General features: G+C 29.6%; 14 protein-coding genes. 5 read left to right on the top strand and 9 right to left on the bottom strand.

All coding sequences use genetic code 11. The features are described from left to right. The first annotated feature begins 161 nt into the window (after positions 1-161). From L2Z92_RS16130 to L2Z92_RS16120, 3 genes are all read left to right on the top strand, one after another. Positions 162-833, top strand: coding sequence for a hypothetical protein (locus L2Z92_RS16130; RefSeq protein WP_236455512.1), 672 nt, complete (start codon positions 162-164; stop codon positions 831-833). Positions 834-966: 133 nt separating this feature from the next. Further along, positions 967-1,515: a carboxymuconolactone decarboxylase family protein gene (locus L2Z92_RS16125; RefSeq protein WP_236455511.1), complete on the top strand. Its 549-nt coding sequence runs from the start codon at positions 967-969 to the stop codon at positions 1,513-1,515. 326 nt (positions 1,516-1,841) lie between these two features. Then, positions 1,842-2,438: a Crp/Fnr family transcriptional regulator gene (locus L2Z92_RS16120; protein WP_236455510.1), complete on the top strand. Its 597-nt coding sequence runs from the start codon at positions 1,842-1,844 to the stop codon at positions 2,436-2,438. Between the two features lie 23 nt (positions 2,439-2,461). On the opposite strand, the gene L2Z92_RS16115 is transcribed toward L2Z92_RS16120, so the two are convergent. The 4 genes from L2Z92_RS16115 to L2Z92_RS16100 all read right to left on the bottom strand — a co-directional run bounded on the left by L2Z92_RS16115 (position 2,462) and on the right by L2Z92_RS16100 (position 6,009). Then, the gene (locus L2Z92_RS16115; RefSeq protein WP_236455509.1) at positions 2,462-2,869 is read right to left on the bottom strand and encodes a DUF4345 domain-containing protein; all 408 of its coding nucleotides are present in this window, start codon (positions 2,867-2,869) and stop codon (positions 2,462-2,464) included. A gap of 412 nt (positions 2,870-3,281) precedes the next feature. Further along, positions 3,282-3,731: a VapA/VapB family virulence-associated protein gene (locus L2Z92_RS16110; protein ID WP_319800379.1), complete on the bottom strand. Its 450-nt coding sequence runs from the start codon at positions 3,729-3,731 to the stop codon at positions 3,282-3,284. Between the two features lie 304 nt (positions 3,732-4,035). Then, entirely contained in the window at positions 4,036-4,443 is a 408-nt protein-coding gene (locus L2Z92_RS16105) for a response regulator (protein WP_236455508.1), read from the bottom strand. 177 nt (positions 4,444-4,620) lie between these two features. Further along, positions 4,621-6,009 carry an IS4 family transposase gene (locus L2Z92_RS16100; RefSeq protein ID WP_236455507.1) on the bottom strand — a complete coding sequence of 463 codons (1,389 nt, stop codon included), beginning with the start codon at positions 6,007-6,009 and terminating at the stop codon, positions 4,621-4,623. 322 nt (positions 6,010-6,331) lie between these two features. Here L2Z92_RS16100 and L2Z92_RS16095 point away from each other — a divergent pair, with 322 nt between their 5' ends. Continuing rightward, positions 6,332-7,393, top strand: coding sequence for an IS110 family RNA-guided transposase (locus tag L2Z92_RS16095; RefSeq protein WP_236453290.1), 1,062 nt, complete (start codon positions 6,332-6,334; stop codon positions 7,391-7,393). A 333-nt stretch (positions 7,394-7,726) separates the two neighbouring features. On the opposite strand, the gene L2Z92_RS16090 is transcribed toward L2Z92_RS16095, so the two are convergent. The 4 genes from L2Z92_RS16090 to L2Z92_RS16075 all read right to left on the bottom strand — a co-directional run bounded on the left by L2Z92_RS16090 (position 7,727) and on the right by L2Z92_RS16075 (position 13,116). Next, positions 7,727-10,015, bottom strand: a complete 2,289-nt coding sequence (locus L2Z92_RS16090) for a T9SS type A sorting domain-containing protein (RefSeq protein ID WP_236455506.1) — start codon at positions 10,013-10,015, stop codon at positions 7,727-7,729. A gap of 129 nt (positions 10,016-10,144) precedes the next feature. Next, the gene (locus L2Z92_RS16085; protein ID WP_236455505.1) at positions 10,145-10,771 is read right to left on the bottom strand and encodes a response regulator; all 627 of its coding nucleotides are present in this window, start codon (positions 10,769-10,771) and stop codon (positions 10,145-10,147) included. 15 nt (positions 10,772-10,786) lie between these two features. Further along, positions 10,787-12,592, bottom strand: a complete 1,806-nt coding sequence (locus tag L2Z92_RS16080) for a sensor histidine kinase (protein WP_236455503.1) — start codon at positions 12,590-12,592, stop codon at positions 10,787-10,789. An 8-nt stretch (positions 12,593-12,600) separates the two neighbouring features. Next, positions 12,601-13,116 carry an NUDIX hydrolase gene (locus L2Z92_RS16075; RefSeq protein WP_236455502.1) on the bottom strand — a complete coding sequence of 172 codons (516 nt, stop codon included), beginning with the start codon at positions 13,114-13,116 and terminating at the stop codon, positions 12,601-12,603. 165 nt (positions 13,117-13,281) lie between these two features. On the opposite strand from L2Z92_RS16075, the gene L2Z92_RS16070 reads away from it, so the two are divergent. Further along, positions 13,282-14,514: a glycosyltransferase gene (locus L2Z92_RS16070; RefSeq protein ID WP_236455501.1), complete on the top strand. Its 1,233-nt coding sequence runs from the start codon at positions 13,282-13,284 to the stop codon at positions 14,512-14,514. A 367-nt stretch (positions 14,515-14,881) separates the two neighbouring features. Here the strand turns inward: L2Z92_RS16070 and miaE are convergent, their stop codons facing one another. After that, positions 14,882-15,463 (bottom strand): tRNA-(ms[2]io[6]A)-hydroxylase, encoded by a 582-nt coding sequence (gene miaE / locus L2Z92_RS16065; protein ID WP_236455500.1) that lies wholly within the window; start codon positions 15,461-15,463, stop codon positions 14,882-14,884. Positions 15,464-15,474: the final 11 nt, after the last annotated feature.

Genomic DNA, 15,474 nt, shown 5'->3' with positions numbered 1-15,474 from the left:
AAAATTATAGTAAAAATTAACCATAATACGTAATAAGCAGAATGGTCTATAGAGTAGACTATCCTATTAGAAACTAACAGAGTGCGCTCAATTTAGCGAACCAGTTTTTCAAACCCATATGTACCATCTAACTGCAAAACATTAACAACAATTATAAAAAAATGCGTAAGACATTAATATTCATCATATTTAACTATTCACTTTTTGCAATCTCACAAAACTCTTTGTCTATAGATTTTAATTTATGTAAAACCAAAGAAAATGAATCTGTTTACAACAATGAATATAAAATAATATGCAATGATAGCATAATAACTGAATTTAAAAACTTTACATCTTCACATAATTTAGCTGATGGTAAATATCGTGTAGAATACCAAACATATTTTGGTTGGAAAACAACAGAATCATTTCTTCTCTTTGAAGAAACATCATATTATTTAAATTTTTGTATTGATGAAATAAATACAAAACCAATCGATATTTACAATCTTGGAATTGATTCAATAAAAGATGGAGAAACTTTAGAAATCACTCATAATTATTCTGGTTGCTTTAATTCTGGTGGAGAAAAAATTATAATTACTCGAATCAAAAATAAATATTTTTTAAATTATAATAACTTAAAACGAAAACTTAAAAATCGTGAAATTAAATTTCTAAAAGCTTACGAAATTGAATTAATAAATTTAAATACAAACGAACCATTCACAATCTGTACAGCATTCTCTCAAAACATAATTCAATATGGGGCACATAAATTTGAATATTCCGAAAGCTGTCCAAAATGGAGTGGGTTTAATGATTTAAAGAACAAACTTAAATTAAAATAACTGACTAAAATTGAGTAAGCAATACTTCTTTTAAAATACTAAAAAATACAATTAAGTATCTTTATTTTTGAAATTGATGTTGTTTTTAAACAAACTCACTTTATGCAGAAGTAAAACAAACAGATAATTACGAATGACATTCACAAAACATACAACAGAAACAGCACCCGAGGAATCTAAAGAATTATTAAAAAAAGTTTTAGATAAATTTGGATTTATACCAAATCAAGACAAAATACTTGCTATTTCTCCATCTATATACAAAGCTTATAATCAATCATTTGACTTGTTTCTTGGGAAATCTAGTTTAGGACTTTTAGAAGGTCAAGTTGTAATAATGACAACAAGTTATGAAAATAATAGCCCTTATTGTATGGCTGTTCATAGTTGGGGAATGAAAATGACAAAAGTACCAAAAGATGTTATAGAATCATTACGAAACGGAAAGCCTATTGCTGATTCTAGATTGGAAACCTTAAGAGACTTTACTAGAAAGTTGATTATCAATAAAGGTCATATTGATGAAAAAACATTAAGTAATTTTTTCGAAATTGGTTTTACTCAAGAAAATTGCATTGAAATAATTGGTGGAATCGCTGCTAAAACAATTTCTAACTATGTCAATATAGTTGCGAAAACGGAAGTTGATGAAATAATGGAACAATATAAATGGTCGAAATAACATCTGCAAATAGCTAAGGCTTTTGAATTATAAACATGTTTAACGTGCTAATCACCTTTTCACCTAAGCCTGAAAGTGAGCACTGACAAAGCAGACTTTATATTGTAGATTTATTTTTAAATCTACACAAACTTTCAAAAAGTAATTTAATACCCCTTTCCTTCTACTCCGCTTCTCTAATTTGGAATATTTCAGGATAACTTTTTTGTAGTCAAAATAAATGAATTTTAATTATATTCGTAAGATGTTTATAATTTAGATTAGTACTACCGAAGGTTTAATGCAATAACAATATTGAGAAACTTTCTATAAATCAAGAAACTATTTTGAAAGGACAAACTAAAAATAAGAAAGACTCCTTAATTCAGTTTATTTCACAATTCGGGAAATTCACCGAAGAGGAAATTATTGCTATTGTTGAAAACACACAATTGGAGATTTTTAAAAAAGGAACTACAATTTTAAGTGAAGGTCAAATCTGTACTAAATGCTTCTTTGTCATTGAGGGGTGTCTCCGACAATACAAAATAGTTAACGGAGAAGAAAAGACAACTGCCTTTTTTTGTGAAGGAGAAGCCGCTGTTCAATATTCCAGTTATTTAGAAAAAAGACCTTCAAAATACTATTTATCTACCATCGAAAATTCTATTTTAACTACAGGAACGAGAACAGCAGAAAAAGAATTACATAAAAAACATCCGAAACTTGAAAATCTGATACCTACTTTAATGCCTGTCGATTATAACAAATCTCAAGAACATATCGAGTTACTTAGCCATTACAGCCCTGAAGAAAGATACCAGACTATTTTGAAAACCCAACCGCATCTTCTAAACAGAGTTCCCTTGCATTTAATTGCAAGTTATATTGGGGTTACTCCCGAATCTCTTAGCCGAATTAGAAAAAGGATTTTGAATAAATAAAAATCAGAATGAATTCGGTACAGTTATACAGGTTTAATCTGTTTACTGTTAAATCGTATAAGCACAAACAGGCTTGTTAATCCAACTAAAAATTCGGCAATCAAGGCTATTTGAAGTGATTCACTTGGAAATCCATCGAATATAATACTAACTAAACGAGAAAATCCATACGAAAGATAGATTAAACAGGATAATAGAATAGACGTAAATCTCAGTTTAGAATAAAAAGCTCCCAAAATTATTAGTACTCCACCTACTAACAATAGTCCGCTAGGAGCTCTCAATTCGCTTAGCAAATTAATGTCCTTTCCAAGATTAATCCCAGCAGTTGCCTCAAAAGCGACTGTAGAAAATAACAGGGAGTATCCAACCCAAATTCCAATGATTCCAGAGATTATCAGAAGTACTTTTGTAAATATGTTCTTTGTCATTTTTATTTTTTTTAAATTATACTTATGCAAATGTTGAAAAGGGAAACAAAAAAAACCTTGACTTAAGATAAGAAAGCAATTCTACAGCTAAGTTTTACAATTTTAAAGTTTTAATTTTCATTTGAGTACTAAACATTTTTATAGTCATAACCTCTAAATCTAAACTAACGTATGTTATACTAAACTGTCTTATTCTAATTGCCATTTTTAAATTTAGCCTATTATGAGTGTTATTCCGTTTTTAACTGAATAAACAATACTATTTCGATATTGACTTTTATAAGATGATTGTCTTAATTATATTTAGAGACTTTGAAATAATTAAAAAGAGGCTGTCTAAAATTTAAACAACCTCTTTTCTTATTATTTTATAATTATTTATTTGAAAAACAACAAATGTAATTAATTGATGCTATGTCCATTTGGTTGTTCCTCCACCAATTCCCCTTACAGTTCCTATACCACCTCCATGGTAACTTCCTAATAAATTGCTATGAGCATCAAAAAAATTCACGTTTAAGTAAACTTGAGCAGCATTTACTTGAAAACTTATTGTATCTCTATATAATCTTTCAATATCATTTGTATAGAGATGCCCCCAAGATCCTCCTCCTCCTGGAGTAAAAAGGCCTCCACCATGACCTACTGCACTTTTACCTCCTTCTACAATAACATTTATCCACACATAAAAAACAGCGCTTGAAATAGGACATTGTGCAGCATGACTATTTGTAAAAGATGACATATCGGATACGATTTTTTCAATTTGCTTCTCCTCCATCTTGCCTTTTACTACTTCTTTAAAATCAGTAGTCATCATTTTTAAATTTTCTGCTTCAATAGAATTAATATTTGTTTCCATATTTATTTATTTGTCTTACCTACTCATATAGCTTTTCGGATTCCGCTTCGTTTATTTAGTAGTTTCTGAACTCTACTTTTTTATTTTTAGGTGGCCAACCTACTTATAAATTAAAGACTTATTAATAAGAATTCATACTTCAAAGGAACAAACTAAACCGCAAAAATGAAATAGGTATTCCTACTCATTCTTTAGATTTTACGTGACTTTTTTATTTTGAAGTATACCAAATCTTCTTTTAAAATCTATAGTAAAAACCTACTCTTCTAGTAGACTATTGTTTGCTATTGCTTTTTCTATATTACTAATTTAAAGCATCCAATTTTGAAAAATATTTATTCCCTTTTAGTACTTCTTTTATTGCAATTACTAATTCATCAAGAATATTATCTTTAAGAACAAAACCTTCAATTCCTTTTTCAAAAACTGATTGTATAATATCTTGTTCTTTGTGTAAGGTTAAAAGTATCGATAGTGTTTCAGGATTTAGTAATTTTAATTCTTTATGAAATGAAATACCATTAATCACTGCCATTTCTAAATCAAAAATGGCTAAGTCATATTTGTTTTCTTTTGCACTATACAAGGCTTCTTCAGATGAGGAAAAACAAAATAAATTAAAAGACATAAACTCCTCTTGAATCACTTCCATAAGCCCTTTTAAAAAAGCGGAATGATTATCAACTAGCAAAATTTTTACTTTTTTATTCATTAATAAATATTCTTTACAACAAACTATTTATCCTATTAATTTAATTCTAATTATTATTTCTAGAAGCAGCAATCAATTCATTCAGTATAAAAACTCACCCGCTATTCGCCATATCTTTTCTTTTTTTGTCACTTTGAGCGGAGTCGAAAAGAAAAAGAAAAGGATGCCACTACTATCCTACCGTGTGGACACATCTTGAAATAATTGCCATCCTTGCATAATTGAAGCGAATTTTTGAATTCCAATAGAAAAAGTAGTTATTCCAGGTTTTCGAGCACTAGTATATCCTTTCCATCCTCCAAGTCTAGCAATTGCCCATACATATCTTTTCAAATCCTTTTCTTTATAAGGATTTTTTAATTTTTCTGTTTTACCTTCTAATTTTATTATCTGATATTCTAAACATTCAAGTTCTTGATTGGTAAAACAACTTCTTGATTCTATTTCATGTTCTGGCATATCGTAGGCTATTTGCATTAAAAATAGCTTAACAATTGTTTCCATCATCATTAAAGTTAATTTTCGGATGGATTTAGCTGAACCTAATTCACTGGCTTCTATATTAAATCCTTCTTTTTTTAGTATCCTAAAAATTTCTTCTATTACCCATCTACAGGTATACCAATCAATACATTGTAAAGCAGTTTCTAAATCTAAAACTTTAATAGTTGTTAATAGTTTCCAACATATTGGATTTTCAATATTCTCACCAATTTCTTTCGCTTCTATAATATATAAATCAACACTATCTAGTGCATTTTTCGAAACTAAATCGTTTTTTTGAATAGTAACAGCTGAAAACCTTACCTCTAAAGTAGCTTCTCGCTTACTTATGTTTCTTCGTTTATCTCCTTCTAGTGCAATGGTATATTTTCCTTGAAGAGGCTCATTAGCTATAAAGTCAAATAATTTTATCTTATTTAATAATGTTCTGTTGGCTCTAGCCCTTACTAGCAACTCTGTCTTTTCATCAGGTACTATCGCAAATTGCTCATAAATATCACCTTCTCTATCTTGGATTATGATGATTTTTTTTGCCTTCTCTAGAGCTTCTTTTGATTTTTCAGAAGATTCTATCCACTTGTATGATTCTTTTTCTTCAATAGGTAATTTATTGTAATTTCTTTCCTGTTTTGTAAGTTTCTCTAGAGGTCTATTCCATATTTTAACATCAGAAAAACCATAAGGAATGAAATTATAAGCATCAACAACAAAGCTAGGGTGCAATAAAAAGCCAATCCCACCTTTTGCAGCATTAGTAGTGCCAATGAATCCGTCCTTTTTAATCCTATTTTTATGATTATAAAGATTTACTTCACTTGTGTCTTGTATGCATAAAACTGTTTTATCTAAACAGGAAGTGATACAATTAGAAGACATATTTTTGATTAATTTTGATTCTGAGATCCTATTATTCTGTAAAAAACGATAAAAAGCTTTACACTCCGATTCATTTTGGGTGATTTGTCGAATAGAATGAACACTATTACAAAATAAACTGTCCAAAATCAAATTACTTCGTCTAAGTAATCGAGAATCTTCAATATCAGTAAAATGTCTACGCATAATTTATATTTGGTCTAAAATAGTGAAAATATAGATGTGTCCACACGGTAGACTACTATCGGGGCTCATATCTTTACTTTAAATAAAAAGATGAAGTACGTATCTTTGAAATAGTAATCATTAATAAACAAAACCAAGTTGCAAAATTCTATCGGGGCGAAATACATTTATGATGATATTGCATACATTAGGCTAATCAATTTGGTTTTAATTACATTCAAGTCTCAATAGTACTTAATCACTTTGTTTTATATAAAGATGCTGTATAAAAAATGAGCGAAGACCATTGTAGTTTTTTGTTTATTATTCAAATCAAGATGTTATGAATTTAAAGTATTCGATTGGACTTGATGTTTCTAGTAAAAAAATTAATGCGTGTATTAGCATTATTGATGAAAGGCAAAAAGTAATTGTTAAATCTAGTTGTATTATTCCTAATACTAAAAAAGGTTTTTATGCTTTAGTAGTTTGGATTAACAAGCATAAGAAAGAATTTATTCCTGTTGTAATTTGTATGGAAGCGACAGGTATTTATCATGAGAATTGTGCCTATTATTTGTTTGATCAAGGTTTTTCTGTTTCAATTATTTTACCTAATAAAGCTAAAAAATATATAGAAGCTATTGGATTAAAGACAAAAAATGATAGTATTGATGCGAAAGGATTATCACAAATGGGAGCCGAGCAATGTTTAGAAATATGGCAACCTATGGGTGAATTTTTTTATCAGCTACGACTTTTAACTAGGCAACATCAAAATGTAACTGAATTGAAAACAGTTTTAAAAAATCAATTAGATGCTTTGAGTTTTGCAATGCATCAATCGGAATCTGTAATTAGTCAGTTAAAACAAACCATAGCGTTATTTGAAGCACAAATTAAAGAATTAAATAAAGCTATTTTAAAACACATAAAATCAAATCAAGAAATAGAACAAAGGATAAATAATATAGAATCTATAAAAGGATTAGGTGTGTTGACAATTGCAACAGTATTGGCAGAAACAAATGGTTTTGAATTGTTTTCCAATTACAAGCAAGTGGTTTCCTATGCTGGTTATGATGTTGTAGAAGCACAATCAGGGACTCGAGTTGGAAAAACTAAAATATCAAAAAGAGGCAATTCACGAATACGTCGAGCCATGCATATGCCATCGTTAGTAGTTATTAAATGTAAAGTAAAAAAGTTTAAAGACTTATATGACAGAACCTATGAGAAGCATGGTGTAAAAATGAAAAGTTATGTTGCAGTTCAAAAGAAATTATTGGTAATGATCTATCAATTATGGAAAAAGAATGAAAAATATAATCCTGAGTTTGAAATTAATATTCAAGAAAAGGAGCAGGAGTTTTCCTCTCTGCTCGGCTTTGCAAAAGCCGTCTAATAAAAAAAGTAGAAAAAAGCCCCAAACAAGTTGAGGCTAAACAGGATATACATTCAGTGAAATGTCACAGTATGAATTCCCTCTGCTAATGTAAAAATAATAAAAATTAACAAAATAAGTTAGGTAATTAAGATAGTACCTAAAAAAAGAAATTTATAATTAATACCTTTTACTATTCAAATTTGCCTAATGGTTTTATATGTTTTTTTTAAGACATTTTCAAAACCTTATAAAAAGACACTTTTTAATATAGTAGTCTCCTTTTAAAAAAAGGATTGCCATGGAACCTCCATAACAACCCTTTTTTAGATTATTTTATTGTTATTATAAAGATTATTTTTTAATAATAAGCCTTTGTGACACTATTTGAGTTCCATTAGAACCTTTGATGAAATAAATTCCATCTGCTAAATCTTCAACATTAATCCTGTTTTCAACATTTGAATTAACTTTAAACAATTTAACAGTTTGTCCTAATTGATTAGCAATACTAAAATCACCATCAAAATTAGAATCAATATTTAGTAATCCGTTCGTAGGATTTGGATACATCATAAATGTAGATTTATTTTCAAAAGAGGAAGCGTCTAAAGCAGTCAAAGTATAACAAGTCGATTCTACTGTACATGATCCAACCATAATTTCAACTTTATAATCACCAAGAGCCGTTGGCTCATAATCTTGACTTGTTGCACCCGTAATTAAACTATTTGGGCATTGATACCATTGGTAAGTTGCACCTGCTTCATTAGCTGTTAAAATTCCAGTTGTTACCTCAGAAATTGTATTGTCTATCGCGCCAAATACCTCCACAGTATCACTAGCAGAATTAGTACATAAATTATCATCTGTAAGCGTATAAGTAATTGTATGTACACCAACACCAGCAATAACAGGGTCAAAAGAGTATGTAGCTCCGTTACCGTCATCAGTTACACCAGCACCAGAATAAATACCACCAGTAGTCGTTCCGCCACCAAGACCATTTTGAACACCTACATCAAAACATAAATCAGCAGGAGCAGTAAATGTTACTGTTGGTAAAGCTTTAATAGTAATAGCAACACTTGAACTATTTGGACAAGTTCCAGCAGTTGTATAGGTTACTGTATAAGTCCCAGGCGTTGAAGCAGAAGCATCAATAGTACCGTTAGAAGCATTAATCGATAAACCAGTAGAAGAAGTAAATGTTCCACCTGTTACTCCTGTTATTGTAACTATAGGATCTGAAGCATTCACACAGTATGAAGTAGCATCATAATTAAAAGAAGCATCTTCTAAAGCTGTAATAGTAACAGCAACACTTGAACTATTTGGACAAGTTCCAGCAGTTGTATAGGTTACTGTATAAGTCCCAGGCGTTGAAGCAGAAGCATCAATAGTACCGTTAGAAGTATTAATTGATAAACCAGTAGAAGAAGCAAATGTTCCGCCTGTTACTCCTGTTATTGTAACTATAGGATCTGTAGCATTCACACAGTATGAAGTAGCATCATAACTGAAACTAGGATTATCTATGGCAAATATTTCTACATCATCACTTATGGAGTTAGTACATCCGTTAGTATTTGTAAAAGTATAAGTTATTGTATGCACTCCAACACCAGCAACAGCAGGATTTAAAGAATATGTAGCTCCGTTACCATCATCGGTTACACCAGCACCAGAATAAATACCACCAGTACTAGAACCACCACCTAAACCAACTTGCAAATCAGCATCGAAACATAAATCGGCAGGAGCTGTAAATGTCAGTGTTGGTAAAGTATTAACAAAGACATTTGCTGTACTTTCAATATTATTTAATGTAAGATTTACATTATTTGCAGCAGCATCTCTCATTGTACTACCATTTGCAGCTAAAGCCTCTACAGTAATACCATCTGAATCTAAATCATTACATTGTGTTGTATAACTAAACAATAAAGTATTTGTTCCTGAACCACTTTGGTAAACAGCTTGACGAGTAGTTGAACCAATTGTTAATTCTAATAATGGAGTTCCAGATACAGTATCAACATTTACAGCTTCATCGAAATTCACTAAGAAATCTAAATTTTGACCAAATGTATAAGTTGTGTTAGCAGGAACTGTAACACTAGTTACGGACGGAGGAGTTAAATCTAAATACTGCGCTAAACCAAAAGTAGTTCCATTATAACCTATTGCCGCAGATGATACGGAAAGATTTAATGTAGTAACAGGATTAGTAAATTCGATAATTCCTTGACCTATTGATGAAACTACGATGTTATTTCCAGAGGTATTCTGAATGTCGTTTCTTGATAAAATAGTAAAAGGTTGGTCGAACGAATAGACTCCTGCTCTCCAATATACATAAACTCTTAAATTAGGTATTGGATTTTCAAACGTGATCACTAAATTGTCCGTTGAATAATGTTGCAACATAGGCGAAGTGGGTAATGGTGCAGCCGAATAAGGACTGAACAATAAATTTACTGACGCATTCTGGGTGGCATTTATATTTGTAGCATTAAAAGGAACACCCGATAAAGTTCCAGAAGTATTAGAATTATAAGTTGCCGCTATCTGCGCATAATTTTTCAGTGAAAAATTAAAAATAAAAACTAATAGAATAAGGATTTTGTAATTTTTTTTCATGATTTAAATTTATATTTTTTCTATTCTTTGCAAGTAAACCCTAGGTAAATACTTACATAATATAAGGCAAAACTAATATAAACTTTACATAAAATAAATAGGTAGTCCTACTCATATTAGTATGACAACTTAAAGTAGGTGCTTATTGTTTATAGCAAATTTCAAAAGGCTATTACTTCCTTTTAATCGTAATTTTCGGGAAATGTTATTGCAATGGTTTTCAATTGTTTTTAAACTCACAAAGAGATCTTTAGCTATTTCTTTACTTGTTTTGTTATCTGAAATGCCTTTTAAAACTAACAATTCTGTCTTAGTTAATGATTTTAATTCTTCATTTTGATCCTCAAATTTATTTATAACCTCTAATTCTGAAATGTATTTTTTTCCTTTCAACACTTCTTCTATAGCGATTACTAATTCATCCACTACATCATCTTTTAATACATATCCATTTATATCTTTTGCCAATGCAGAACGCATTATGTCTTGTTCTTTATGCATGGTTAAGAGTATTGTTAAAATCTCTGGATATTGTCTTTTTAATTCTGTAATTAATACAATTCCATTCATTCTTGGCATATCTAAATCTGAAATCACTAAATCATATTTTACATTTTTAGCACTAGTAAAAGCTTGTTCTGGTGATGTAAAAGAATGAATTAAAAAATCTGGAAACTCATCCTGAATCACTTCAACTAGTCCTTTTAAAAAAATAGGATGATCGTCTACTAATAGCACATTTAGTTTATCCATCATAATTGTTGTTTTATTTCATTTATTCACTGGAATCAAAATAGTTACTTTTGTTCCATTATTTTTTACACTATCGATATTTAATTTCCCATTGAGAATATTTGTTCGCTCTTTTATAGATGATAGACCGTTCTTTGGATTTATATAATCTTTAAAAGTAGTATCAAATCCAATTCCATCATCTACAACACTTATCAAAAGTTTTTCATTTTCTTTAGATATAGCAATTGTTACATTTTGAGCTTTAGCGTGTTTTATACTATTGTTTGTTAGTTCTTGAAGTATTCGATAGATATTAATTTCTAACTCGTTTTGCACTACATTATCAATAGATTCAGGGCAATCTAAATTAAAATTTATTTCTACAACTTCGTTTAACTTACGAATCATACTTTCTATTGAAGCCGTTAACCCAATCGAATCGAGCATAGTAGGTCTCAAATTTTGAGAAATCATTCTAATTTCATCTAAAGTATCTGAAGTTATATGCATTAATTCATTTAACTTTTCACGATGCTTATCTTCAATATTATCTTTTCGAATTCGAAGCATACCATTTCTAATGACTAATAAATTTTGACCTATACTATCATGAAAATCTTTTGAAAGCCTTCTTCTCTCTTCTTCAATAGTATTAATTAAAGAACGAGAATAAACTTGTGCCGATTCTTGAAGCGACTTACGCATTACTGCTTGTTGTTTTATTAAAATAGAGAATCGCTTACCTAGGGCAAAGGCTTGAATTAATATTTGTGGTAAAATCACAAAATGTACAGAATGATTTGTCAAAAAATTAATGGGTAGCAAACCTGAAAAAGTACATTGAGAAATTGTTCCAAATACATTAAGACAAATCACACTAAGAAGTTGTATAAAAAAATAATCTTTTTCTTTTTTTCGAATATAAAGAATACTGTAAGACAACACAATTACCTCTACAGTAGTGAGTACTAAATTACACTTTAAATACCAATTAAATCCTGTTGGGTGCCAAAAAGACACTCCTAAAATAAGTAAGAAAGCACTATTTACCATAAGAAAATATGTGCTTAATCTCTTTTTATGTTGCCTTAAATTTAAAAATTCAACAATATAATAGTTTGTAAAAATAAAACTCCCACAAAATGCAATTGCAATAAATTGATTATTCCAATACAATGAATTAGGAAAAAAATAAAGTTTAATTATGCCATCAAAATAAAAAAGCACTCCTAAAGAAAACACATTAAAAAACATACTATAAATATAAATACGCTCTAATGTATTTATATACAATACAATATTTAACATTAGAATTAGAAAAACGACACCATAAATAATACCTAGAAATACTAATTCACTCAAGTCTGATTTTTCTGTATCCTCTAATTTAAAAACTTCAAATGGGAAAAATAAAGGTTGATTTCTTCCTATAACCTTAAAATAAATGGTACAATTTTCTTTCTCTGGAATAAATGAATAAGATGGATATCTATTGTTTGAAGGAAAAGCTTCTCCGAAATTTTTTTTTTCAAAAGTATTTTCCTCCTTTTTATACACTTCAATAGTGTCGTTAATGATTGTATTTATTAAAATCTTGTATTTAGTATTTGGTTTTAATTTTTCCAAATGCAATTGTATCCAAATATTGGATTTAGTAAAGCCAAAATTTAACTTATTCTTATCTTCTAATTGTATAAAATTTAGTTTGATTACGTCATTTATTTCAAGAATATGCTTTGAGTCTTCAAGATAAGATACTTTTAATAATGTAGGTTCTTCTTTCGAAAACCCAAAAAAAACAACTAAGAACAAAAGTAAATAAGTGAGCCTAATTCTTAACATATCTATAATTAATTACTATAAAACTCACCGATGACTTTACGAATGGAAACAAAACCAATGCTATCTAAATCAATTTCGGATCGTTTTATCCAGATTAACTCTTTAATTTCGTCTTTTGCAACAACAGAAATCACATCTGATTCTAAATTACATTCGTAAAAAATGTCGATAGTTCGATAGGGAACATTTTTATAGGGATAATTATTAGGTGATGTTGTTCTGTATTTTAAATTTTTTGGTTGTAAATCTAATCCTAACTCTTCTTTAATTTCTCTACAAGCTGCTGCTTCTGCATTTTCATTTGGGTCTATAAATCCACCTGGTAAATCTAACTTACCTTTGTCGGGATCTACATTGCGTACTGTAAACAATATCTTATCTTCAAAGGTAAAAACAATGGCTACAGCAGCTGCAATATTATGATAATAGGTAAAATTACAGGTCGAACAATGAAAACGAAAATTATTTTCGAATGTAAAATGAGTTGACTTACAATTTGGACAATAGGAGAAGAAAGGTTTCATTAGAACAATTTTTAGTAAATATAAACAATTTTGAAAAAGTTTAATGTCATGAAAACTTAAAACGACTGCAAACTATTATTTCAAAGAACATACTATTTTCTAAAAACCAAAAAATTAATAGCTATTTCATTCTAAATTCTAAGTTCTAAATTCTAAATTTGCTTCATGCAAAACCATTTAGTAATTATTGGAGCTGTTTGGCCTGAACCGAATTCCACCGCGGCAGGAAGTAGGATGCTTCAACTTATCGCGTTGTTTCAAAAAGATAACTATACAATCACTTTTTTGTCTTCTTCAAGTAAATCTGATTTTTCGTATCCTTTAGATAATCAAAACATTAACACACTTCACATAAAGTTAAATGATACTAGTTTTGATACACTGATTTCTGAATTAAACCCTACTCTAGTTTTGTTCGATCGCTTTATGATGGAAGAACAATATGGCTGGAGAATTACAGAAAAATGTCCGAATGCTATACAAATTTTAGATACAGAAGATTTGCATTTTTTAAGGAAAGCTAGAGAAACAGCATTCAAACAGCATAGAGCATTGCAACCCGAAGATTATCTTTCTGACCAATTTAAAAGAGAATTGGCTTCTATTTATCGTTGCGATTTGAGCTTACTTATTTCTGAATATGAAATGGAACTATTAACAACAACTTTCAAAGTAGATTCGTCCATTTTACATTATATTCCTTTTTTAAATACACCAATTACTGCCGAAATTATAAATGATTATCCGAAATTTTCAGAACGAAGCCATTTTATGAGCATAGGCAACTTTTTACATGAACCAAATTGGCAAACTGTACTTCTCTTGAAAAAGTCTTGGAAATCGATTAAAAAAGCTATTCCTAAAGCTGAATTACATATTTATGGGGCCTACGTTACTGAAAAAGCGAAACAATTGCACAATGAGAAAGAAGGTTTTCTGGTTAAAGGAAGAGCAGAAAGCGTAGAAGAAGTTTTCACTACCGCAAGAGTATTGCTTGCTCCTATTCCATATGGTGCGGGTTTAAAAGGTAAATTATTAGACAGTATGCTTTATGGTTTACCTAATGTTACAACAGCGATTGGAGCTGAAGCGATGTCTGGAGACTTAGATTGGAATGGGTATGTTTCATCAAATGAAGAAGATTTTATTGAAAAAGCAATTGATTTGTATCAAAATGAAGTTGTTTGGAATCAATCTCAAGAAAATGGTGTTCAACTAATTAACAATCGTTTTAATATCTCTTTGTTTGAAAAGGGTTTTATAGATAAGGTTAATGAAATACTTGAAAACACAAGCAATCACAGAAACAACAATTTTTTAGGTCAGATATTCCAATATAAAACATTGCAAAGCACTAAATTCATGAGCAAATGGATTGAGTTGAAGAATAGGAATTAGTGGTTAGATATGCTTATATTGAAAAAATTGGTAAATCATAAATATTGTAACTAATACAAGTGATACTAAATAAGAATTCCATTTAATAAGTTCATTTATTTTCCTGTAGGAGTATATTTTATAAATATTAAATAGCATTGGTGGTAAAACACAAAAAAAGAATAAAATATAACCAACTACTATTGCTAAGTTACTTGAAGCACCTGCTCCTGAACCAAAATATAAAAAATGAAATAATATTGCTAAAAAGCACATTGAATTAAAATAAACTATACTAACTAAGATTATCTTAATTAATAATAAAAAATCAATTTCATTTCATTTCTTTTCATAATAATCAAATAAAACAAATTATTGAACACTAAAACTATCCATGAATAGCTTCACTGTTTCCGTAGCTTGCAATCACTTTTGCTTCGTGTTCTAACCACTCTTCCCAACGCTTTTTAACATCATAACCTTTTTCAGCTAAATCATGTGCAAATTGAAGAAAAGCTGTGTAATGATTGGCTTCACTTATCATTAATTCTCTATAAAACACTGCCAGCTCTTGATCTTCTATATTGTCTGAAAGCACCTGAAATCGTTCGCAACTTCTTGCTTCTATCATTGCAGCAAACAACATACGTTCTACGATGATATGCTTTCGGTTGCCTGGTTTCATGAATTTAAACAAATCGTTTACATAACTGTCTTTTCGCTCACGACCTAAAATCCAACCTCTAGATTTGATTATTTCATGCACTTGCTCAAAATGATCTAATTCTTCTTTAGCTATTTTTATAAGTTCGGTTGTAATTTCAGTAAATTCTGGCAACATAGTAATTAACATAATAGCATTAGAAGCTGCTTTTTGTTCGCACCAAGCATGATCGGTAAGAATCTCTTCTAAGTTTCCTTCTGCGATATTTGCCCAACGTGGATCTGTAGGTAATTTTAATCGAAACATAATTTATTTTA

This window comes from Flavobacterium jumunjinense (assembly GCF_021650975.2).
Classification (GTDB): Bacteria; Bacteroidota; Bacteroidia; order Flavobacteriales; family Flavobacteriaceae; genus Flavobacterium; species Flavobacterium jumunjinense.
This window is presented reverse-complemented; position numbering and strand designations above follow the sequence as displayed.